Genomic DNA, 22,605 nt, shown 5'->3' on the forward strand with positions numbered 1-22,605 from the left:
CGGGCGGGGATCTCCCTTACAGGGGATTAGAAAAAGTCCGTGGACAGTTCTGTCTTCTTGCGGCCGGCCGGCTCGATGACGGCGGCGGAGAACTTCGCGGCCTTGAACAGGTTGCTCGTTGTCGCGACGACTTCGTCTTCGGTCATGGAGAGGATGGTCTTCTCGGATTGTTCCATGGTGCGGAATTCGCCGAGATGGAGCGTCTGCTCGGCCATGCGGATGACGCGCTTTTCGGGACTGTCGGCGCCGAGGTACATGCTGCCCAGGATGTTCGCCTTGGTGCGCTCGAATTCTCCCTTCTTGAATCCGTGCTTCAAAAAGTTGCGGGTCTCCACGAGCGAGAGGTCAAGCGCAGTCTTGAGCTGGTGCGGATCGGTGGCCAACGACACTCCCCAGTCCACGCAGTCGCAGTAGATGTCGGCGGTGGAATACACGGAGTAGGCGAGACCCTTGTCTTCGCGGATTCGCTGGAACAGGCGGCTTGCCATGCCTGCTCCCATTGCCACGTTGAAAAGCGAGAGCGCGCAGCGGGCACGGTCGTCCATCATGCTGCGGTCAAAACTCAACCCCCAGAAGAGGTTGGACTGTGCGATGTCTTGCTTTTGCACGACCTTCACGCTGTTGTGCGCCTTGTAGGTGTCTGCCGGTGCTGCACTGATTGTTTTCTTTTGTGCGAATTTTTCAGTACAAAGTTTAACAAGTTCTTCGTGGTCTACCTTGCCCGAGGCGCAGATAAGTAACGGAATTTCGCTAATCACCTGTTCCCTGTACTTGAGCATCTGCTTGTGCGTGAGGGCCTTGACCTGCTTGATATTGCCCGTGATGGAATGTGCGATGCCGCAGCCCTTGAAGTGAATGGCGTTGAATACGTCGCCCACGATTTCTTCGGGAATGTCGTCGTAGCTGTGGATTTCCTCGATGATGACGCGGCGTTCCTTTTCCATTTCCTTCTTGTCCATGCGCGGGTGCATGAGCATGTCGGCGATGACGTCAACAGCGGTGGGAAGGTGGCTGCGTTCAATTTGTGCGTAAAAGCCAGTCTCTTGGCGGGTGGTGTATGCTTCGAGATTTCCGCCGTGGTCTTCGATGGCTCGGGCGATTTCAAGTGCGGAGCGGTTCTCGGTTCCCTTGAACACGAGGTGCTCGTAAAAGTGGCTCAGTCCAAATTCATCTTTTGCTTCGTGGCGGCTTCCGCGCGGCACCCATGCGCCGATGGCGGCGGAATAGGCGTGAGGCATGTAGTCTGTGAGAATTGTAATTCCGTTATCGAGAACAGTCTTTTTAACAATTTGCTTCATAGGGTATTAGGGGCTAGAATCTAGAGGCTAGGATCTAGGGGCTAGGATCTAGGGGGTAGATCTCCTCTCTTATTGGCGTACTCGCGATGCTTTGCTTTGATTTCTTCGCTGACATTTGTGCATTCTTGGAGTTTGTAGTAAAAGTCTTCGATTTGCTTCGGAGTGTAAATCGTCTTGCGGCCCGATATGCGCTTGAGCAGGGTTTCTTGGAGTTCGCTGCAATGGACGATGCTCCAGAATTCGTTGTTCTTGGGAACCTTGCGGAGTGTGCAGCGATCGCTGAATACGATGATCGAGATAAAGTGCGCTTGCTCGCGGCGGATTTTCAAGAAACGTTGCAGCGAAAGGATGTGGCCGATGTTTTGCCGTACCGGGTTGTAGAACGTGTGTTCGGTATTTGCGTTCAGGTACTGGTTCCAGCGCTCGCTTTCAAAATCTCCGGAAATCTCGCCGGAGAGGTTCTTGCTTTCGAGCACGTAGATTCCCGACTGGTGTAACAGCAATGCGTCCACTTCGGTGTAACCGGTGCGTGCCGGCACGTAGAGGTTGCGAAGCAGTACGTACTTGCGCTTGTCGGTGTCGCAGACGCGGGCCACGAGGGCGGCCATCGCCGCTTCGCCGAAAATGCCTCGCGGGTCGTTTACGATGCGTTCGTCGTTGAATTTCGGGTCGGGCTTGAAAAAGGTTTCGCTGCGGGTGGGCGCCTGCGTCACGCCGAAACCGCCCAGTTCGTAAGGGCGTCCGAATTCGTGCAGGTTGCTGCCTTGGTGCCGTTCGTGCTCAAAATCGCGGAATGTCTTGCGGCGGCCGTCGCCATGGTACATCTTCGGGTTTTTCTTGGGAGCCTTGCTCTTGATCTTGAAAAAGATAAGAGCGAGCAGCAGGATTAAACCGAGAAGAGTCGTTAGCGAAAAGGACATGCCGTAAGTATAGAAATTGTCTTACACTCTGCCGAAGCGGCGCGTCTTGCGGAAGGGCTTGTCGCCGAAGCTGCGCTCGTCGTGGTCCTTGTGGAATTTGCGGTCGCCGAACGCCTTTTCGCGGCGGGCCTTGCGGTTTTCGAAAGGCTTGTCCCCGTCGAACTTACGGCCACGGCGTTCACCGTCGCGGTGGAAACTGCGGCTGGCGCGGGGCCTTGTGCCCGGCGCGGGGCCGCTGGGCGGCTCGTCGGTCATCAGGCGGAAGCGGGCTTCGTTCCCGCGGATGGTCATTCCCGACAGAATGTCGAGGACTTCCTGCGGCATGGTCTCGGGGAGTTCCACGGTGCTGAACTTGTCGAACAGCTTGATGCGCCCGATGTTGGAACTGCTGATGTTGCCTTCGCCGGCGATGGCGCCCACGATGTCCTTGGGGGTCACGTGATCTTTGCGGCCGACGCCCAGGTAATAGCGCAGGTAGCCTTCTTCGACACCGTTGGTGCCTTCTTTACGTTCCTTGCGGAGACGGCTCTTTTCTTCGCGGTCGAGCCCGAAGTTGTCGCCCCTGTCGCCTCTATCGCGGCCACCGCGTTCGCGCGGGGTGTCGAGCGGCTTGAGTTCCGGGAAGAGCGGCTGCTTCTTTTGCCACACCTTGATGACGGCGGCGGCGATGTCGATGGCGGTCAATGGCTCTGTGGTGCGTTGTTCGGTCACTTCGGCAGGCTCAGTGACCTTGCTTGCTTCGGTTGTAGACTCAGGTTCCTGAGCTGGTTGAAGAGCCGAGCCTTCATTGACCATGCTCTGCACGAGTTCCTTGAACTTGTCGAGTTCACCGTAGCTGAGGACGCTCTTGATCTTTTCCTTGAACGCATTGACGCGCTTGGCGCTGATGACGTCGGCCGTGGGCGTTTCCATCGCTTCGATAGGCTGGCGAGTCGCCTTCTCGATAATCTTGAGCATTCTCTTTTCGCGTGGCGTGATGAAGAGAATGGCGTTTCCGCTGCGGCCTGCGCGGCCCGTGCGTCCGATGCGGTGCACGTAAGATTCAGTGTCGAAAGGAATATCGTAGTTCACCACGTGCGTGATGCGGTCCACGTCGATACCGCGGGCGGCCACGTCAGTCGCGACAACGATATCAAGCTTGCCCATCTTGAGGCGGTTGATGGTGCGTTCGCGCATGGACTGGGCGAGGTCGCCGTTCAGCGGGGCCACGTTGAAGCCGCGGCTTTCGAGCTTTTCGGCAAGTTCGGTGGTGTTCTGCTTGGTGCGCACGAAAATCAGCACGCCGTCAAAGTCTTCGCCTTCGAGCACGCGGGCGAGCGCTTCGAGCTTGTGCTCGTTTTTCACCAGCAGGTAGCGCTGTCGGATGTTCTCGACAGTGGTCGTCTTGCCTTCGATGCGGGCTTCTTCGTATTCGCCCAGGTGCTGGTCGATAATCTTCTTGACTTCCTTGGGCATGGTGGCGCTGAAAAGCGCGCGCTGGGCATCGTTGGGGATTTCCTTGAGGATGGTCTCCACGTCTTCCATGAATCCCATGTCGAGCATTTCGTCGGCTTCGTCGAGCACGATGGCCTTCACGCCCGAAAGCACGATGGAACCGCGCTTGATATGGTCAATGAGGCGGCCCGGGGTGGCGACCACGATGTTCGCCTGGCGCTTGAGGGCGCGGAGCTGCACGGCGATATCCTGCCCACCGTAGACGGGGACCACGTGGACCTTCGGCATCTTGACCGCGTACTGCTGGATCGCTTCGGCCACCTGGATAGCGAGTTCGCGGGTCGGGGTGAGTACGAGCATCGAGGTCTCGTGCCCGTTGAAACTGAGCCTCGAAAGCAGCGGGAGCGAGAATGCTGCTGTCTTTCCGGTGCCGGTCTGTGCCGTGCCGAGCAGGTTTGCTCCCTGCAAAAGTGCCGGGATCGCCTTCGCCTGGATGGGGGAGGGAGTCTCGTAGTTCAGGGCCTTGATGGCTTCAAGAACTTCGTCCGCAAGTCCGAGGTCTTCGAAAGTTACGAGGGCTTCGTCGCCCAGATCGTCGTCAGAATCGGATTCTTCAGCCGGTTCTTCGTCTTCGGCGTTTAAGGATGGTGAGCTTGCCGAACCATCTGTCGCTTCGGTAATTTCGGGCTGTTCGACCTCGCCTTCTTCGAATTCGACCTTTTCGCCGACTTCGATGGCGGATTTTGCCCCTTTCTTGAGCACGTCGCCTTCTTCGTCCACGACGACACCGTTCGGGTTCAGCGCGAGGAAGGCGGCTTCGTCAGCCTCGTCCTCGTCGGCACCGCCGGCAATTGCGTCCAGAAAGGCGTTGGCCTCGCGAGCGATTTTGGATTTGGGGTCAATAGATTCTTCAGGAATACGTTCTTCGGTATTCTTCGTCATAATGCACCTTCAGGACCCGTAAACTTCATCTGCGGCCCATGCCGCACTATCAAAAGGTTCGAAAATTCCTGAAAGTTTCGGGAAAAAGAACCTAGAAAAGCCCCGAAGCGCACTCGCGCTTATAAACCTGAAGTCTTTTTGGATCCGATTTTATTGGATTTGAGGCCAAATGTAGAAATAAAAAAACGGAATCAAAGGGTTTTTGTTAGGGGGATAGACAAAGGGATGTTTTTTTTCTACATTGTGCGAACCTCGGAGAGATGCCAGAGTGGTCGATTGGGCCGGTCTCGAAATCCGGAGTCTGTCACAGGACCGAGGGTTCGAATCCCTCTCTCTCCTGAAAAAATATGGAGCCCCTTGTGGGCTCCATATTTTTTCATAAGGGATACTCCGAACCCTCGAAGAGGGTTCGACAGACGTCTGCGGAACGAAGTGAAGCGCAGACGTCTGAGATTTTGGCCGAAGGCCAGAACCCGAAGGGCTGCGCGGGAACGTAGTGACCGCGCAGTCCATCCCTCTCTCTCCAGAGAGAGGGAAGACTAAAGAACGAAGTGAGATTGTTGTCTTATCCCTCTCTCTCCTGAAACAAAGGCTATACTTTCATAAGGCTGCGCGGGAACGTAGTGACCGCGCAGTCCATCCCTCTCTCTCCTGAGAGAGAGGGATGACAAAAGAACGAAGTGAGATTGTTGTCTTATCCCTCTCTCACCTGAAAAAGAGGGTCGACATCTCTATCCTGAGATCCGTTATACGCTTCGATTTACTACCACGAATATCCTGTTGCTAGGACAATCCTTGCAGTCGAATTATTCTTAAAATGAAGTCTCTTGCGAACTCGAATGTGGAGTTGCCCCCCTTGTTCACGATTGAAGTCTTCTGGAACATTAATCCACAACAAATGGTGCCCATTGGGACAACTTTCATCATCATGCGACACTTCTCCAACAAGAACGGTATCATCAATGTGAAAAGAGATATTCATGAAATCGTTCGGAAGATAGTATGCGCTATCGGGTAAAGTTGCCGATTTTTTCCAATTCTTGTCAAAACAGAGCGAAAAATAATCACCATACTTAATAAAAGGAACATCTATAACCTGTTCCTCGTCAGAATCAAGATTTACAGGATGTTCCCAGAGGACATGATAAGAAGTCCAGCCAGTCTTAACTTTGTAGCCATGCCTATAATGGTAACACCCGACAAGACACAAGATTATCGCCAAAAGGGAACTCAACTTTGCCATACGAATCTCTGTAGAGAATGACTAATGCCCATCATGCCATAAATATATACACAATCGCTTGCAAACGTACGTTTGTACGTATTGGGGACTATAGTCTGGCGATTTCTTCTATGGAGAGACCGGATATAGCGGCAATTTTTTCGGCAGGATCCCCGTAATCACGCATGGCCTTCGCCATTTCGCGAGTTTTTTCAGAAACGCTTTCGGCAACCTTCGCGTCAATTTCTTTCGCGAATTCCTCAAAGACGCCGTCGACCATAACATTGTGGTCCCATTTTTCGTGATACATTTTTTGGTATACCTCGAATTCTTCCTTGCTGAAGTTAGATACTTTTGAACTTTCTGTCAAGTGTTCGAACTTTTTCTCGTCCAACTCGGCGGGCAGTTCCTTAAGCCGGTTCAGAAAACGAAAGAAAAACAGCCACTTGCTCAAGTCGTCGGATTTCTTTTTGATAAAGAAGGGAACCTTCGAAAGTTCAACAGTCGTAAAATTGTAGGCATCCACAAATTGTGCACCCGTTTCAAGATCGGTAACGGCAGCACGGTGCACAATCCGGTTGTCATCAAACACCTTATGTCGCGCGAATGCAATCACGTACGTGGGTTTTATATCGTAATTCCAATCATCGCCGGGTTCTGCCTGATTCGCGATTATCTCGCTGGCGTAGAAAGCTAGCCTTTTCAGGAAGTGGTCTTGCCTGCGAATTTGCACCTCTATCTCAATGAGGTTGCCCATGTCGTCTTCGCAATGCAAGTCAAAAATCGCCGTGCGGGATTCCCTGCTCCCGCTCAGGTTTTTCGCCACGTTGCGAGTCCACACGTTCTTGATGGGCCGCTTGAGCTGAGGTTCCAGCAGGTCGTTCAGCAGGTTCACAAGGTTTTCACGGCTTGAAGGTTTGTCCGGGTCGAAGGCCTTCTTGAAAGCGAGATCCACCAGTAAATTTGCAAACGGGCTTTTCTCACCCGGTTTTACTATACAGTCCTTAAGCGGCTTGCGCTTGGCCATTGTACATTCCCCTGTCGATATTGTCGATGAATATTTCAAACACCGACAATATAAACCGGCAAGAAGCACAAGTCAAGACAAATTAATTTTGCAAAAAATAGGTGGACAAAAATTTCGTTTGGAACGTCTATATAATTAGGGATTCTATTTCTCACCCACAGAATAATTGCCAGTTACAACAACAAGACGTGGGTTTGCAATTTTACGTAGCGCAACGGTATCGCCTTTCACAACGTTAATTTTAACAGGTGGAGGCAATCGTCCCCATTCATCCAAATCATGTGGATTGCTGTAAAATGTCCATTTAACGCAGTCGCTTTCCATTATCTGGAACTCAATAGTTAAAGGGTTGTCGAAATCAATGTCGGCAGGTAAATCACTATTAAGAAGTTGCAGTCCATGGCTATCATTATAAAACCAACAGGCCCCATTCTCCGCCCATACCGCACTGTCCGTCATTATCTCATGAGAAAATCTACCCATAGAAATTCGAGCTTTAATCTTCAAGCCTTCAACAACTTTCAGGTTTCCCGCATTCGAAATGAAGTCAAAGCACAAATTTATATTAACCGTCCTTCTGCTATCATGTTCCTTTATGTGAAATACATGCTTTTCCGTATTGGACAAATCAATCGGAATTACTCTCATAACTTTGAAATACCCAAAAGATTTGTTTATAAACCGGATTTGCTCACTAGTACAAGCCGTCAATAAAAATAAAATACCCAATATGTACAGCAGTATTTTTAGCATATATATTTCTACGCTGAATAACCAAGGCTCGTCATGCCATAAATATATACAGAATCGCTTGCAAACGTACATTTGTACGTATTGGGCATGGTACAAAAAAAGAACCCACCTTTCGGTAGGTTCTTTTTTATACCCCCAAGCGGGTTTGAACCGCTGTTGCGGGAATGAAAATCCCGAGTCCTAGGCCACTAGACGATAGGGGCGTCTTGCGTAGGGCCAAATATAGGAAAATATGTGTTTTAGTCAAGGGCTCCCAGTGTTTTTTTTTTAATTTTTTATCGTGATATTGCAAAAGCGGCTCAAAAAATCCATTTTCGGCGGTCTGTTCCGGTTTATTCCCGTTGCTCTTTTGGCGAGTGCATCGGATGCGGCCCTGCTTTGGGGAATCCGCGCCTTTATGCGGATTCTGTCGGGCGAGCCGGTTGTCGGGCTTACGGAATGGATTGCCCTGATGCTCCTTTTGACCGTTTTGCGCTTCGTGTTCATGCTCTGGAAGGTCCGCATTTCCGAAAAGTGGGCCTATGGCGTGGGGGCGCTCGTCTTGGGGTGGTTCCTGCGCACGCTGAGGAACCTTGCCCCCTCGAATTTTCACGGTCCGGAGGGGGAGCGTGCTGTCGAGTCGGCCTACGAATCGACCCAGGTGTTGCAGTCCAACAGTTCGGTATGCTTCCAGGCGGTGCAAGCCGTTCTACAGCTCGTCGTCTTTTTGCCGGTGCTTTTTTACATCTCGTGGCCGCTTACTTTGTTCCTTTTCGTGGTCGTCGTGCCGCTGATTGGCTGGATGCAGCGCAAGATCCACCGGATGGGGCCCGAAGAGGAGTCTCTCCTGGAGGCCCGTGCGGTTTTCCGCCAGGACCTTGGGCTTGCCCGCAGGCTGTTCCGCCGGTGGAGTTCTCGTTACGAACGGAACCACGTTTCCGGCGGCCTCATGGAATCCGTGCGTTCGCTGCGGGACCGGGGGCTTTCGACTTCTGTCCGCAAGGGGGCACTTTCGCTCACGGCAGAGACGGTCTCGGTGCTTGCCATGGTGGTGGTCCTGGCGTTCTGCGCCAAGCTAATTTCTTCGGGCTGGATGGACGGTACGGGGCTCGTGTTGTTCTGCTCGGCCGTGCTGCTTTGCTACAAGCCGGTTAAGGAATGCGCCAGGGTGGTGCCCCAGATGCGCGCTTCGGCCACTGCGTACAACGTTCTTGTCCGCTTTGGCTGCCTCCCCAAACGCAAGCCGTGCGGGGGCAACCGCGACGATGGCCTGCATGTGGATGACGGGCGCTTCCAGTACGAGGGGAGCGATGCCGCCCTGTTTCGCGGGATTTCTTTTTCGTGGGACCGCTCCAAGCCGGTGCTGCTGCGTGGCCGCAACGGGGTAGGCAAGTCGACGCTTTTGCGCCTTGCGGCGGGCCTGGAAGAATGGCAAGGGGATGCCAAGATGCCCCGGGACGTGTTCTTTGTTGCGCAAGACCTGGAACTTCCGCCAAGGTTTATTTTGCAAGAGCTTCTCAAGCGGAAATCCGGCACCATCGACAAGTTTATTCAAGCCTCCGGGACCGAAAAACTTGTGCCCAGGGAAAGCCTTTCTGGGGGCCAGCGTGCCCGCGTCGCCTTGCTGTGGGCGCTTGCTTCTGATTCGAGTACGGTGCTTCTGGACGAGCCTTTCGCTTCCATCGCCCTCGCCGACAGGGAACCGCTTTTGGAGTCGTTCCTGGATGCGGCGGCAGCGCTTCACAAGTGGACTATCGTCGTGAGTCACGACAGCCTGGGTGCCTCCGTCGAAGGGCGCTTCCGCGTTGTCGATATGGAAGCCCTGGTGGGAGGTGGCGTTGTCGAAGGTTAGCCCGTTCATCTACCGGTATCGCGGGTACATCCTTGCCGTCATGGCGTTTGCCATGCTGCTGCTCCCGTTTGCTCTGGATGTCCGGCCTGCTGACCCGTTCGGCTCGGTTCTTGGGCTTGCCGCCATCGTGCTTTGCCTCTTGTGTAACGCCTTGGGCCTTGTGCTTCGTGTGTGGGCGCGTCGCTATATTGGGGAACATACCCGCGGGAGCGTGCACGCTGCCGAATCTCTTGTGACTAGTGGCCCTTACGCCTATATCAGGCACCCGCTTTACGTGTCGAATACGGCTTTTGCCTGCGGGCTGGTGCTGCTCCAGTTCGGGATTTCGCCTTTGGCTCTCCCTTTTGTGCTGGCTGTCGTCCTTTTCGAGGTGGCGCTTTCCCGTGCGGAGGATCGTTTTTTGGAAGGGCGTTTTGGGGATGCTTGGCAAGCCTGGGCGAAGGAAACGCCCCCATTTTTCCCTGGTTTGAGAAGCCGTGTGGGCGGTGGCCGGACGGCGAAACTGGCAAAACGCACCCGTTGGAAGGCCTTTGCGGCCGATGCCTCCACGTGGGCGTGGCTCGTGTTTGTTAATTTTCTTGTGGTATGTTCAAGGTCGTTGATTTAGCCCGCGTGGCATTAGGTTCTGTCGCCCAGGTGGCGTCCAAGGTGCCGGTTGTCGAACAGACGTTTCACATGAAGGAACGTCTCTACGGGCCGTGGCCCGAGGGCCCTTTCTTGTGGATGCACGGGGCGAGTCTCGGGGAATGCAAGATGCTTCTGAACCTCGCGACCTTCCTGCAACAGGATTTGCCCGGTTGCCCTAAGATTTTGCTCACGACGCAGAAAGCAGAAATTTTGCCCTTCCTCAAAGAGACTGCTCCTAGTGTTGAATCCGCCATTGCTCCTGCCGATACGCCAAGTGCGATGAGAACGTTTGTTCAAAGTGTCCGCCCGCTGGGGTTGATTCTTGGGGAAAACGAATTGTGGCCTGGCTACCTTTCGGCGATGCACCGTCGTAATGGGCTCTCTCCCGTGGCGCTTGTTTCGGGCCGGTATCGTTCCTCGCTTCCGGGGGTAGACATGTCTGCCATTGGCTTTGCCTGCATGCAGACGGGTTCGGACCTCGCTCGCTTTTTGAATGTTGCTGCCCGTGGTAACATCTCGAAGATGATGATCGGGGGTGACTGGAAACTTTTGCCTTGGGCGCGTTCGAATGCAAAAATCGAGCCCCCTGAAAATCCGACCGTAGATACAGCGTTTATCTCTATGCACATGGCCGAATGGGCGAGCCTTTCGCGCATGCTGTTCTCGTCTATCATGCGCCAGGAATCGGTGGTGCTCGTTCCGCGTCATCTTTCGGAGCTGGATGCCTTCCGCAAGGCTTTGCACGACCAGGAAATCATGATATTGGACTGGCCGCTGGTGCAGAAGGGTGCTGTGTCTGTCGTTAGCCAGTACGGACGTACCACGGAAGTTTTTGCGACGTCGCGCACTTGCGTCATTGGCGGATCGTTCTGCCGTAACCTTGGTGTACATGATTTTTGGGAACCGCTCCAGATGGGCGTTGCTACGTGCATTGGCCCCTATGCCTCGGGGAAAAAGGAATGTATCGAATCGCTTTTGCGCGAGGGCGTTGTTACGCAGTTGAAATCGACCGCAAGTTATTCGAAGCGTCCCTTGCCCGATGTGCGGTTGGTGCGCACGTTCCTAGCTCATGAACAAGCTAAAATTATGGATTCCTACAACCAGCTTTTGGATTACCTGAAGGAATTGCTCTGATGAAAAAATTAGTCCTTGCTACGCCCCGCGGTTTCTGTGCCGGCGTGGACCGTGCTATACATGTGGTCGAGAAAGCTCTCGAAAAGTTTGGTGCTCCTATCTATGTGCGCCACGAAATCGTACACAACCAGTTCGTGGTCGATTCCCTCAAGAGCAAGGGCGTCGTCTTTGTCGACGAGGTCGACGAGGTCCCGGAAGGCTCCGTAGTCATCTTTTCGGCTCACGGCGTGGCCGAACACATCTATGCCGATGCCGAGAAAAGGCACTTGCATGTGCTGGACGCGAGCTGCCCGCTGGTGCTCCGCGTACATTATAGTGCAAAACGCCACTACGCCGCTGGCCGTCACATCATCCTTATTGGCCATGCGGGCCATGCCGAGGTGGAAGGCACCCTGGGGCAACTTCCCGAAGGTTCCATTACGCTCCTCCGCAACGAGCAGGATGTGGAAAACTTGGTCATCCCCGAGGGCAAGGAACTGGCCTACATCACGCAGACTACGCTTTCGGTGGCAGAGACCCGCAAGATTATTGCCGCGCTCAAGTTCCGTTTCCCCAATATTGTCGGCCCAGAAGCTGGGGATTTGTGCTATGCGACCGGGAATCGCCAGGCGGCGGTCCTCGATCTTTGCAAAAAAATCGACCTTTTGCTGGTCGTCGGGGCAAAAAACTCGTCAAATTCCTCCCGTCTTATGGAATTGGGGCTTGAACAGGGCATCCAGAGCCACCTTATCGCCGGGGTGGACGACCTGGATCCGGCTTGGTTCGACAAAATCGATGCTGTTGGCCTGTCCAGCGGTGCCAGTGCGCCTGAAATTCTAGTTCAGGAGGTCGTCGAGTGGCTGAGGGACAAGTTTGGCCCGATTTCAATCGAAAATTTCGTAAAATTGGTAGAATCGACCAAATTTAACCTCCCGAAAGAACTGCAAAATTGAAATTGCAATGAAAATGGTTGACAGTTTCGAAACTTTTAACTAAAATTGGTGTCCGTAAAAAACAACGGAGTTTAATTATGAGCCGTATTTGTGAAGTCACCGGAAAAGCCGGCCTCGTGGGCAACATGGTTTCCCACTCTAACCGTAAGAAGTTGATGAAGCAGCTTCCGAACCTCCAGAAGAAGCGTTTCTATATCCCCGAAGAAGATCGCTGGGTGACCCTCCGCGTGAGCGCCGCTGGTCTCCGCACGATCAACAAGCTCGGTATCCAGACCGTAGCTCAGGAACTCGGAATCTAATTCCCGTTTCGGAACGAAATTTAACCGCCAAGGCAGCCCTTGGCGGTGTTTTGTGTATCTGTATAAGACGAGAGACTAGAGACTAGGATCTAGTGAATAGAAATCACGCCCTTCGTGCGTTAATAGCAGACGGCGAAGCCGTGATATTTTTCCCTAGCCCCTAGATTCTAGCCCCTAATCACTTCTTAATAAACTGCGGTACGCCTTTGTACTTGGCCATGCTCTGCATGATGCTGCCGAGTTCCCAGTCCTTTTCCTTGAGCCTTCTGCGCAGCAGGGCGACGAAGACTTCCATGAGCATTTCGCAGTCGTAGACCGCGCGGTGCATCTTTTCGGAGTCGATTTTCATCGAGATTTCGCCACGCTTCATGAACAGGCCAGCCATGTAGCCGAGCTTGTGGTTCGGGAGTTCGGGCAGGATGGTCTTGCTGATGGCGAGGCTGTCGACGACCGGGTTGCCCGGGACGAGCTGCGGGTTCTTGGCATAGGCTTCGCGGAGGAAACTCGCGTCGAAGTTCGCGTTGTGGGCGAGGAGAATGGTGCCCTGACCGCAGAACGCGGTGAATTTCTTGAGGCATTCGCCTACCGGGGGAGCGTCTTCGACCATCTTGTCGGTGATGTGGTTGACGCTTGAAGCTTCGGCAGGGATGAGCATGTTCGGCTTGACGAACGTCTCGAATTCCGAAATCATCTTGGGGACGACTTTGCCATCACGAGTCTCGACGGTAAACTTTACCGCACCGATTTCAATGATTTCATCTTTTACGTTGCTGAGGCCGGTGGTTTCGAGGTCGAATGCTACAAATTTCGGAGGTAATGCAATCACGGATTTCTTCCTTTTTTTGGAACCATAAATCAAATGGTTGGGCTTGCCCTAAAGATACTTAATTTCGACGTCAATTGATGACAGCGGGAGCGGTACGACGAACTTATCCCATGTGTTGAGCGTGATGTGCGCTCCGTAATGCGGGACGATGTGCCAGAGGGGCGTGCCGCTGCTTTCGGCAAGCCACTTGGAGCCGGGCTTGACTTCGAGTGCCGGACCGCGGGGGCCATCGAGGGCCATCCCGGCGAACCTTCCCGCACGCAGGCTGCGGAGGATGTGCCGGACGTTCAACGGACCATCTGTATCGGAACCGCGTGTGACTTCGAAGCCGAGCGATGTTGTTGCAAGTGCGAGAATTTCTCCGTCGCCGGACTTGGAGACGAGGATGTGAACTCCTTTGTCCTTGAATGCGGCGCAACTCGCGAGCAGGTCCCGGTGCCACAATCCGAGCACACCGGGGCGGAAATCTTCCGGGGTGTGCAGACGAATGCGTAGGCTGCGCATCCAGAGTGCACCTAATTTGGCAAAAAACTTTGTTTTTAACGGGATTTTGCTCATCGTGGTCAAAGATAGCTTTGTTTTTTTGACTTTTTTCGGAGTGAACCCTTGGAAATTTACCGATTTTTACCTATATTACCCGCATCTTTGGCGACGTACCCAAGTTGGTAAGGGGCGGCTCTGCAAAAGCCTTATTCATCAGTTCGAGTCTGATCGTTGCCTCTTGGAGACTTCCTCTTAAACGAGGGAGTCTCTTTTTTTGTCATAAGGATTTTAGGGATATATTGCGTTATTTTTTTGATGACGTTGTTTTTTCATGATTGCTGTTGAGTGATGCGGGAGGGGACCCAGCTCGGAGTTGCTGGCTTGAAGGAATATAAAAAAGGCGGCTAGGCCGCCTTTGATATTCGTGAACTTTGCTTTAATACTAAATCCAGCGAAGGATTTCTTGGGTCGTCTGTTCGGCGAAGGTGTTGTCTTGCACGAACCGGCGGACTTCGATGGGATTGATCCTTGCGTATTCGGACAATGCCCTGCGAATGCCGTTGCGGATGTAGTAGTCATCGTCCTTGGCACAGGAGAGGCAGAACTGGCGCAGAAGCGGCCAATCTGTGTGGTCCTTGTACTGGATCTGGAAAATAATGACGCTGCGGCGAATCCAGATGTTGGGGTCGCGAATCCAGGAGGCGATTTTTGTACGGAGCACAGGCAGGCGCCAGACGAGATCGCCTAAAATACAAGCGGCGAGCGTGTCGACGGTGTCGTGCCAAGCACGGGTCTTGATGAGTTTTTTCAAGAAGACCAGATGCTGCCCTCCCAGCATGTGGCGGTGCCTGAACAGGTAGTCACAGGCTGCGTATTGGATTTCCCTGTAGGGTTGGGCCCACATGTCTTCGATGCGGCTGACCAGTTCGGCGTCATCTTTGGGCGGGTTCCTGTCGAAAATCGGGTAGGTGACTTCACGGCGAGGGACGAGCTTGACTCCGAGAAAGTCGAACTGTTCGCGAGCCTTCTTGGACATTTCGTGCGACTCTTCTTCGTTTGCGATAGCGCGAAGCGCGAGTAATATTTCTTGTGTAAAGCGAAGCATTGTTACAAAAATAGTCCAGAAACAATTTATTTTCTAGGCCTTGACAAAAAGTTTTTTTAATTTTTTTATCTTTTGACACAAACGTGACAAAAAAAATTCAAAAAATACTCTTGACAACGAAAAAATTTTTCTAATAAATCGCCCGAATGCTTATGAAATCTAATGTTGTAGCCGATTTGCCTATTATAGAAGTTCCTTTAGAATTGCGTGGACTGTCCGATGAAGAGATTGTCAGAAACTCTGAATCGGGGGGTGAAAGGTCTTATCGCGCCCGCCCGTCGAAAAAGGAACGCATCCTGCGCAAGTTGAATGCCGAGGCCGCTCAAATGAGGAAAATTGCCTCGGAATATGGTGAAAATAGGGCTAAAAGGCCGATTTCGATGGCTTCGTCGCTTCCGATGCCCAAAATGAGCGATTTTATCCAGGAGCCAGTTTCTGCCGCGCAGAGGCCGGTTCCCGCCGTCCCGGCGGCAAACACGGCCTCCCAGAAGCCGGCGGTGCCGCCGCGCCCGGTGTCCGGGCGCGTGCTCAAGTCGTCTTTCTGCGGTAAGATGGGCTTTACGTTCAAGGCGCAGGCTGTTCCCGAGAAGAAGACCGAGCCGGCTCCTGCCGCGAAACGCGGGCGCGGCAGACCCCGCAAAAACCCGCTTCCGTAGCGCTTTTTATCAGATTATTTGTGTTTTTTAGGGGAAGCCTCTTTCTCTGCGGCTTCTCGCAGGGGAAATGTGTATTTCCCGTACAGGACGCAACCTGCATCCCCGGGGCAACATTCCTTCTTTCGCTTGTCGCAGAAGGTTTCGCGTAAATATTTACATTCCCAGCTCATATTATCTCAATTTATAAAAAATAGGGGCTATATTGCGTGGAAAAATTCCCCTATTTATATATCCCATAAAGCAGAAATAGGGCCGAAAATGGGTAAAAAGGCACCCTTTCTTCCTTATTCTTCCTTATAAATCTCTTTCGTCATTCGCAGTTCATCTATTGTCTATTTATATTTTACGGCATGAGATATGGTGATATTTCCTCTTTCCAATCGGGCGTAGCCGTCCCGCTGTTCAGCTTGCGCAGCCATGCGAGCATTGGCATCGGTGACTTCCTCGACCTGATTCCCCTGGCCCGCTGGGCTTCTCTTTGCAACTTCGATATTATCCAGTTGCTGCCGGTGAACGACACTGGCTCCGAATCGAGCCCTTACAGCGCCCGGAGTGCATTCGCGCTGAACCCCGCGTTCATCAACATCCAGTCGGTTGCCGGCTCGTCCGCCTTCGAGGGCGAAATCGACGAGGCGAAGGAATCTTTTGAGAAGTCCGACCGCGTGGAGTATTACCGCGTGACCACCTGGAAGCGCGCCATTCTCCGCAAGATTTTCGATAACTCTTACGACCAGATTCGCCACGACAAGTCGCTTACGACCTGGATCGAACGCAATGAATGGGCCAAGCCCTACTGCGTTTACTGTACGCTCAAACAGCAGAACAACGAGGCCAGTTGGAAGGACTGGAGCGACTACCGTGACCCGGATGCCGAGCAGGTGGGCAAACTCTGGACAAAGTTCCGCAAGGATTGCCTGTACCACGCCTGGATGCAGTATGTTGCCGAGATGCAGTTCTGCACGGCTGTGAGCGAAGTTTCTCAGATGGGCTTGCACATCAAGGGCGACATTCCCATCCTTATCAACGAGGACAGCGCCGACGTTTGGGCCGACCGCAAGTATTTCTCGCTGGCCGACAGGGCGGGCGCACCTCCCGACATGTTCAGCTACGCCGGCCAGAACTGGGGCTTCCCCACGTATCGCTGGGATGTCATCGAGAAGGACAATTTCTCCTGGTGGCGTAAGCGCCTTGCCCAGGCGAGCAAGTTCTACCATGCGTATCGCATTGACCACGTGCTTGGTTTCTTCCGTATCTGGACCATCCCCGAAAAGGAGGTCACGGGAATCCTCGGCCATTTCGAGCCGTCTGTGCCGCTGACTTGGGATGTGCTTCATGGTGCCGGGTTCTGCAGGCAGTCCCTGGAATACCTGCGCAACCCGAACTATTCCGTCGACCAGCTCCGCGGATTCTTGGGCGACGATACGGAACGCCTCGTGGCGAAGTGTTTCGAGAACTTGCCCGGCACGACCGACCGCTTTATCTTGCGCGACGAGTATTCTTCTGAAAAGCAGATTTTGGCGATGGAGGAACCGCAGGCTGTCAAGGACGCCATGCTGCGTGTCTACTGGAACCGCGTGTTTATCCCCACCGGCAGCGACGACGTGTTCTACCCGTATTGGTACTGGTACAACCAGCCGGTGCTCTACACGCTGCCCCAGAACGAGCAGGACAAACTGCACGATATCATCCATGCGAATGAACATGCGCAGAATGCCCTCTGGGAACAGAATGCCATGAAGCTCCTTTCCGTGCTTGCCAACGAGACGGACATGCTCGTGTGCGCCGAAGACCTCGGTGCCGTACCTCCGTGCGTTCCGACGGTTTTGAACAAGCTCAACATTCTTTCCCTGCGCATTGAACGCTGGGCCCGCAACTGGAACATGCAATATTCTCCGTACTACGATATGGAGGAATACCCGCGCCTTTCCGTTTGCACGACGAGCTGCCACGACACCTCGACGCTTCGTGGCCTGTGGAAGGAACCGGATTTCGACAAGAACCTGTACTGGTCCCATGCGCACCAGATGGGCTCCGCTCCGGACGAACTCACTCCGCCCGTGGTCCGCAACCTCCTCACGCACGTGTTCTCCACGAACAGTTTGTTCTGCATCTTGCCTATCCAGGACTATTTCGCGCTGTCGTCAACGCTTTCCGCCGGCAACCCCGAAAACGAGCGCATCAACGTGCCCGGAACGGTCGGTGGCAACAACTGGACTTACCAGCTGCCCTGCCTTGTAGACGAACTGCTCAAGCTCACGTCGCTTTCTTCTGAAATTAGAAAGTTGGTCGACGAGCGCAAGCGCCGCGCGATGTGGAAAATTTAGAGAATAGAGGCTAGGGCCTAGAGACTAGACCCTAGATCCTAGATTCTAACCCCTTACTCCCTATACCATGTTTTCTCCTGCTTGGGTCAAAGACGCTGTTTTCTACCAGATTTTTCCGGACCGGTTTTGCCGCAGTCCGAAGTACAATGCCGTAGGCAAGTTTGTCGTCTGGGATAGCAAGCCCACTCGCTCGAACATGTTCGGCGGGAACCTCGCGGGCATTGAAGATAAACTTGAATACATCAAGGGTCTCGGTGTGACGGCGCTTTACCTGTGCCCGATTTTCAAGAGCAATTCCAACCACCGCTACCATACGGTGGACTATTTTGAAATCGACCCAGTGCTCGGCACTTTGGAGGACTTTGACCGCCTCGTGAAAAAGGTGCACAAGCTCGGAATGCGCATCATTTTGGACGGCGTGTTCAATCACTGCTCTCGCGGGTTCTTCCAGTTCAACAGTCTCATGGAACTTGGCGAAGATTCCCCGTACAGGGATTGGTTCCATGTGCATTCTTGGCCCATACACGCCTACTCGGGCAAACCCAATTACGAATGTTGGTGGAACTACCCGGCGCTCCCCAAATTTAATACGAGCTGTCCCGACGTGCGCGAATACCTTTTCTCTGTCGCCGAATACTGGACCAAGCGCGGCATAGACGGCTGGCGCCTCGACGTGCCGAACGAAATCGACGACGACAGTTTCTGGCAGGAATTCCGCCGCCGTGTGAAGGCCATTAATAAAGACGCCTATATCGTCGGTGAAATCTGGGATGCCCCGGAACGCTGGTTACAGGGCGACCAGTTCGATGGCGTGATGAATTACGTCTTCCGCAAGGCGGTGATGCAGTATCTTTTTGACGAGAAACCGATTTCGACGGAGGAATTCTGCAAGCGTCTGCAAGCGGCATTCCCCGAAGGCCGTGGCGATATGCCCATGAACCTGCTCGGGAGTCACGATACCACGCGCCTGATGTCGCAGCCCTGCACCAGCTGGGAACGCATCAAGCTTGCGCTTACGCTGCTGTTCTTTATGCCGGGTGCGCCTTGCATCTACTACGGCGAAGAACTCGGGATGCACGGTGGCAAGGACCCCGACAACCGCCGGAGTATCCCGTGGGATAAGTTGCCCGAAATGCAGGAAGAGCCGGTGTATGCGCTAGTGCAGGAACTTACCCGGATGCGCCAGGATAACCCCATCCTTCGCGACGGCAAGATGGAAATCGCTTGCGACGGGGAAGGCTTCACTGTCGTACGAACCCTCGGCAAAAAGAAGATGACGCTCGCGGTATCGCTAGCGGACAAGCTGCAGACCTTTGAAATCAAATAGCGAGCCACAAGCAAGGCCCCTCTTGATTTCTCCTATACATTTTGGTATATTATGATTACGCCGGTTTCCAGTGCGTTGCTGGGCTAACACCTGTTTAGTGTGGCTCCATAGTTGATATATGAATCATCAAAAAAAGGATAAGGCAATGGCTGTTCGTTCAAAACCGGTTCGGTTCCCCGATTACAGACCCGTCGTAGTTCCTCCTTCTCAGGCGGAACGTGTTCTGAAATACCTTAGGGGCGAAATAGTTGTCCCTGTGGTGGACCGCCCGATTACATACAAGTCACCTGCCAAATAACTAGATGCTTGATGCAAATCATTTCTCGTTACTTCCTTGCACAAAGGAAGATATTTCTGCTATTTCCGCACGAGGATATTTCTGCTTTCCTCCCTTCGACCCGACAAAAGATGATGATCCGGTTTCTTTGGACTCCTTCTTTTGCAAAGTTGTGCCAAATGAGGATGAGGAACATTTTTCCAAGACCTATAAGTTGATAGAAAATGAATTTCCAAAGGATGTTCTTGCTTTGGCGAGTATTGCTAATTCCGGCTTTTCGTTTGGAGCGTATGAGGACGAATTCAAGGACGCTGTGGAGTCAATGTTTCTGGATTTATGGCAAAAGAAAATCTGTTCAGATCGGAAAGTGGCGGGGTAATGCCGAAATTTTGTGAAAATATCGAGATTTGGAGACTCGTTTTGCCGCATTCTCCCGGCTGTCGTCTTTAATCTTTCTGCTATTTTTCTATCTTTGACCCGCAACTAACGCGTATTAATGCCTTATTAAGGGATTGCAAATGAACAACAAAAAATTCGGCATGCGAGAATTTATCATTCTCCTCGTCATCGTTCTCTCGGCCTATACTGTTTGGCCCTCTATCCAGGTTCACTCCAAGAAGGGTGATGCCAAGAAGACGTTCCTCAAGGAAAATCCGAAACTGGGCGCCAAGTCCATCAATTTCGGTTTGGACCTTGCCGGCGGTACCAGCATCACGCTGCAGATTGACCAGTCCGGCCTCAAGGACGGCGAAGACATCAAGGATATTCAGGCCCAGTCGCTCGAAATCATCCGTAACCGCGTTGACCAGTACGGTCTTTCTGAACCGCAGATTTCCCCGAGCGGCGACGACCGAATCTTGGTTGAACTGGCGGGCGTGGATGACTCTACCGCAAAGGCCCTCGTGGGTTCTACCGCAAAACTCGAATTCAAGATTTTGGCTGAATCCGATAAGTTTACCCAGGTCATCGGCCTTATCGACCAGTACTTGACCCGCCAGACGACCGACATCGTCGGTGCGGATTCCGCTGCTGCCACTGATTCTACCGTGGCCGCCGATTCCGCCAAGCCTGCGGATAGCGCTGTCGCTGCCAAGTCCGACCTCTCCGACGAAGAACTTCTCGCCGGTGCCGGTGCCAAGGCCGAAGAAAAGCCCGCTACGGAAGATTCCGCCAAGGAAGCCGCTGCGGACAACGCTCCGGCTGGCGAAGTCGGTATGGCTCTCTCTGCCTACTACCTGAGCTTCGGCAACGGTGGTTTCATCGCCGAGGAAAACGTCGAGAAGGTGAAGAAGCTCCTCGAGACCGAAGGCGTGCAGAAGCTGATTCCGCGTGACGTGGCCTTCGCTTTCGGTAGCGGCCTCGAACCGGTGCAGCGCGATTCCAAAATCAAGGCCAAGCGTCTCTATTTGCTCAAGCGCCGCGCCGAGATGGGCGGTGACGACATTTCCGATGCCCGTCCGTACCGCGTGGGTGATGGTACCAACGCCGGTGAAGTGGCTGTGAGCCTCCGTTTTGCAGGTATCGGTCCCAAGAAGTTCTCCGCTGTGACTGCCGCAAACGTCGGCAAGCAGATGGCTATCGTGCTTGACAACCAGGTGATTTCGGCTCCGGTGATCCGTGACCGTATCCCGAACGGCGAAGCCCAGATTACTGGCCTCGACGACATGGCCGAAGCCAACCGCCTCGCTGTCGTGCTTCGCGCCGGTGCCCTCAAGGCTCCGATGAAGATTATCGAAAGCCGCAGCGTCGGTGCCACTCTCGGTGAAGAAAACATCGTCCAGGGCTTCGGTTCCGGTGCCGTTGGTCTTATCCTCTGCTTGGTGTTCATGGTTGCCTACTACCGCCTCGGTGGTCTTATCGCTAGCTTCGGTATGGTCATCAACACTCTCGTGACCGCCGCTGTGATGTCCGTGTTCAATGCGACCCTCACGCTCCCCGGTATCGCGGGCTTCATCCTCGTGGTGGGTATGTCTCTCGACGCGAACGTGATTATTTATGAACGTATCCGTGAAGAACTCAAGAACGGCCTGACCGCCCGCGCCGCCGTGGCCAAGGGTTACGAACGCGCCTTCAGCGCCATCTTGGACTCCAACTTGACGACTGTGCTTACGGGTCTTATCCTTTACAAGATTGGTACTGGTTCCGTGAAGGGTTTCGGTCTTACGCTTACCATCGGTATCCTGACCTCCCTCTTCTGCGCCATTACGCTTACCCGCGCCATCCTCGACTGGAAGCTCGCCAAGCGTGACGCCACGACGCTTTCTATCGGTAACGGTTTCAAGGCTATCAACGAAGCGAACCTCCAGATTATCCCGAACCGTCGTCGCTTCGGCCTCATTTCGACGATCCTTATTATCGCAAGCATCGCCTTCATCGCTGTGAAGGGTTTCGACTTCAGCATCGACTTCACTGGTGGTCAGGTCTACACCATCCAGTATCAGGATGATGCCAAGCACGAGAAGGATCTGAGCAGCGCCCTTTCTTCTGCCGGTATCTCCGGTGCGAAGGTCCGTACGCTGGGCGGTACTTCCGCTAACTCCTACCAGGTGAGCATGCGCGCCTCCGACGACGCACAGTTCGAAGTCAAGATGGCTCAGGCCTTTGAGAAGGCTGGTCAGAAGTGCGAAATCGTCGCTAAGGACAGCGTGGGTCCGACCATCGGTAAGGAACTTCGCTTCAACGCTATTTTGTCTGTGATTCTCGCCTGGCTCGGCATCCTCCTTTACGTGTGGTTCCGTTTCGGCAAGTTCGGTCTCGGTTTCGGTGTGGCCGCCGTGCTCGGCCTCGTGCACGATACTATCATCACGCTCGGCTTCATCTCCGCCTTCGGTCTTTCTTTCGATGGCGCCTTGATTGCTTCGCTCCTTACGATGATTGGTTACTCTGTGAACGACACCATCGTTAACTTCGACCGCATCCGTGAAAATACGGCAATCTTCGGTTCTGCCAACTTTGCCGACACCATCAACAAGTCCCTGAACCAGTGCTTCAGCCGTACCATGGTGACCTCTCTCACGACCTTGTTCGTGTGCGTGATCCTCGCTGTGATGGGCGGTTCTTCCATCCGTGACTTCGGTCTCGTGCAGTGCTTCGGCATCCTCATCGGTACGTACTCTTCTGTGTGCGTCTGCTCGCCGGTGGTCCTCTGGTGGTCCAAGCGCTTCAAGAAGGGCGTGTAATTAGATCGC

The 22,605-nt window shown here is 53.5% G+C and carries 20 protein-coding genes and 3 tRNA genes; 13 read left to right on the forward strand and 10 right to left on the reverse strand.

The window, feature by feature from the left end:
- Nucleotides 1-26: 26 nt before the first annotated feature.
- The 3 genes from Q0Y46_RS07550 to Q0Y46_RS07560 are packed head-to-tail and all read right to left on the reverse strand — an operon-like array spanning nt 27 to nt 4,594.
- Nucleotides 27-1,298, reverse strand: coding sequence for a pitrilysin family protein (locus Q0Y46_RS07550; RefSeq protein WP_297946302.1), 1,272 nt, complete (start codon nt 1,296-1,298; stop codon nt 27-29).
- Between the two features lie 41 nt (nt 1,299-1,339).
- On the reverse strand, nt 1,340-2,218 hold the full coding sequence (locus Q0Y46_RS07555) for a nuclease-related domain-containing protein (protein ID WP_295682845.1): 879 nt from the start codon (nt 2,216-2,218) through the stop codon (nt 1,340-1,342).
- Between the two features lie 21 nt (nt 2,219-2,239).
- Nucleotides 2,240-4,594 (reverse strand): DEAD/DEAH box helicase, encoded by a 2,355-nt coding sequence (locus tag Q0Y46_RS07560; RefSeq protein ID WP_297946306.1) that lies wholly within the window; start codon nt 4,592-4,594, stop codon nt 2,240-2,242.
- A 254-nt stretch (nt 4,595-4,848) separates the two neighbouring features.
- On the opposite strand from Q0Y46_RS07560, the gene Q0Y46_RS07565 reads away from it, so the two are divergent.
- Nucleotides 4,849-4,933, forward strand: a tRNA-Ser gene (locus Q0Y46_RS07565).
- A 424-nt stretch (nt 4,934-5,357) separates the two neighbouring features.
- On the opposite strand, the gene Q0Y46_RS07570 is transcribed toward Q0Y46_RS07565, so the two are convergent.
- The 4 genes from Q0Y46_RS07570 to Q0Y46_RS07585 form a co-directional block, all read right to left on the reverse strand.
- Complete coding sequence (locus tag Q0Y46_RS07570; protein WP_297946309.1) at nt 5,358-5,837, reverse strand: hypothetical protein; 480 nt, start codon at nt 5,835-5,837, stop codon at nt 5,358-5,360.
- 88 nt (nt 5,838-5,925) lie between these two features.
- Nucleotides 5,926-6,843 carry an Rpn family recombination-promoting nuclease/putative transposase gene (locus Q0Y46_RS07575; protein WP_297946312.1) on the reverse strand — a complete coding sequence of 306 codons (918 nt, stop codon included), beginning with the start codon at nt 6,841-6,843 and terminating at the stop codon, nt 5,926-5,928.
- A 144-nt stretch (nt 6,844-6,987) separates the two neighbouring features.
- On the reverse strand, nt 6,988-7,596 hold the full coding sequence (locus Q0Y46_RS07580) for a hypothetical protein (RefSeq protein WP_297946314.1): 609 nt from the start codon (nt 7,594-7,596) through the stop codon (nt 6,988-6,990).
- A 130-nt stretch (nt 7,597-7,726) separates the two neighbouring features.
- Nucleotides 7,727-7,799, reverse strand: a tRNA-Glu gene (locus tag Q0Y46_RS07585).
- 77 nt (nt 7,800-7,876) lie between these two features.
- On the opposite strand from Q0Y46_RS07585, the gene Q0Y46_RS07590 reads away from it, so the two are divergent.
- From Q0Y46_RS07590 to rpmB, 5 genes are all read left to right on the forward strand, one after another.
- Entirely contained in the window at nt 7,877-9,427 is a 1,551-nt protein-coding gene (locus Q0Y46_RS07590; protein WP_297946316.1) for an ABC transporter ATP-binding protein, read from the forward strand.
- Nucleotides 9,414-10,034 carry an isoprenylcysteine carboxylmethyltransferase family protein gene (locus Q0Y46_RS07595; RefSeq protein WP_297946318.1) on the forward strand — a complete coding sequence of 207 codons (621 nt, stop codon included), beginning with the start codon at nt 9,414-9,416 and terminating at the stop codon, nt 10,032-10,034. Before Q0Y46_RS07590 ends, Q0Y46_RS07595 begins: the two co-directional genes overlap by 14 nt.
- Nucleotides 10,013-11,188, forward strand: coding sequence for a glycosyltransferase N-terminal domain-containing protein (locus tag Q0Y46_RS07600; protein WP_297946320.1), 1,176 nt, complete (start codon nt 10,013-10,015; stop codon nt 11,186-11,188). Before Q0Y46_RS07595 ends, Q0Y46_RS07600 begins: the two co-directional genes overlap by 22 nt.
- On the forward strand, nt 11,188-12,120 hold the full coding sequence (gene ispH, locus Q0Y46_RS07605; RefSeq protein WP_295685321.1) for a 4-hydroxy-3-methylbut-2-enyl diphosphate reductase: 933 nt from the start codon (nt 11,188-11,190) through the stop codon (nt 12,118-12,120). Before Q0Y46_RS07600 ends, ispH begins: the two co-directional genes overlap by 1 nt.
- 77 nt (nt 12,121-12,197) lie before the next feature.
- A complete protein-coding gene (gene rpmB, locus Q0Y46_RS07610) occupies nt 12,198-12,419 on the forward strand; it encodes a 50S ribosomal protein L28 (protein WP_290961319.1) in 222 nt (73 codons plus the stop codon).
- A 178-nt stretch (nt 12,420-12,597) separates the two neighbouring features.
- On the opposite strand, the gene Q0Y46_RS07615 is transcribed toward rpmB, so the two are convergent.
- Together Q0Y46_RS07615 and Q0Y46_RS07620 are read right to left on the reverse strand one after the other, a co-directional pair.
- Nucleotides 12,598-13,245, reverse strand: a complete 648-nt coding sequence (locus tag Q0Y46_RS07615; RefSeq protein ID WP_290961321.1) for an exonuclease domain-containing protein — start codon at nt 13,243-13,245, stop codon at nt 12,598-12,600.
- Nucleotides 13,246-13,293: 48 nt separating this feature from the next.
- A complete protein-coding gene (locus Q0Y46_RS07620) occupies nt 13,294-13,749 on the reverse strand; it encodes a DUF374 domain-containing protein (protein ID WP_295682094.1) in 456 nt (151 codons plus the stop codon).
- A 143-nt stretch (nt 13,750-13,892) separates the two neighbouring features.
- On the opposite strand from Q0Y46_RS07620, the gene Q0Y46_RS07625 reads away from it, so the two are divergent.
- A tRNA-Cys gene (locus tag Q0Y46_RS07625) sits at nt 13,893-13,965 on the forward strand.
- A 205-nt stretch (nt 13,966-14,170) separates the two neighbouring features.
- Here the strand turns inward: Q0Y46_RS07625 and Q0Y46_RS07630 are convergent.
- Entirely contained in the window at nt 14,171-14,833 is a 663-nt protein-coding gene (locus Q0Y46_RS07630; protein WP_290961325.1) for a DNA alkylation repair protein, read from the reverse strand.
- A 152-nt stretch (nt 14,834-14,985) separates the two neighbouring features.
- Between Q0Y46_RS07630 and Q0Y46_RS07635 the strand changes: the two genes are divergently transcribed.
- The 6 genes from Q0Y46_RS07635 to secD all read left to right on the forward strand — a co-directional run bounded on the left by Q0Y46_RS07635 (nt 14,986) and on the right by secD (nt 22,596).
- Complete coding sequence (locus Q0Y46_RS07635) at nt 14,986-15,489, forward strand: hypothetical protein (RefSeq protein WP_297946325.1); 504 nt, start codon at nt 14,986-14,988, stop codon at nt 15,487-15,489.
- A gap of 350 nt (nt 15,490-15,839) precedes the next feature.
- Entirely contained in the window at nt 15,840-17,813 is a 1,974-nt protein-coding gene (locus tag Q0Y46_RS07640; protein WP_297946328.1) for a 4-alpha-glucanotransferase, read from the forward strand.
- A 67-nt stretch (nt 17,814-17,880) separates the two neighbouring features.
- Nucleotides 17,881-19,140, forward strand: a complete 1,260-nt coding sequence (locus tag Q0Y46_RS07645) for a glycoside hydrolase family 13 protein (RefSeq protein WP_297946331.1) — start codon at nt 17,881-17,883, stop codon at nt 19,138-19,140.
- Between the two features lie 118 nt (nt 19,141-19,258).
- Nucleotides 19,259-19,438, forward strand: coding sequence for a hypothetical protein (locus Q0Y46_RS07650; RefSeq protein WP_297946334.1), 180 nt, complete (start codon nt 19,259-19,261; stop codon nt 19,436-19,438).
- Nucleotides 19,439-19,442: 4 nt separating this feature from the next.
- Entirely contained in the window at nt 19,443-19,796 is a 354-nt protein-coding gene (locus Q0Y46_RS07655; RefSeq protein ID WP_297946337.1) for a hypothetical protein, read from the forward strand.
- 139 nt (nt 19,797-19,935) lie between these two features.
- Complete coding sequence (gene secD / locus Q0Y46_RS07660; RefSeq protein WP_297946340.1) at nt 19,936-22,596, forward strand: protein translocase subunit SecD; 2,661 nt, start codon at nt 19,936-19,938, stop codon at nt 22,594-22,596.
- The last annotated feature ends 9 nt before the right edge of the window (nt 22,597-22,605 follow it).

It is taken from the genome of uncultured Fibrobacter sp. (genome assembly GCF_947305105.1).
Classification (GTDB): Bacteria; Fibrobacterota; Fibrobacteria; order Fibrobacterales; family Fibrobacteraceae; genus Fibrobacter.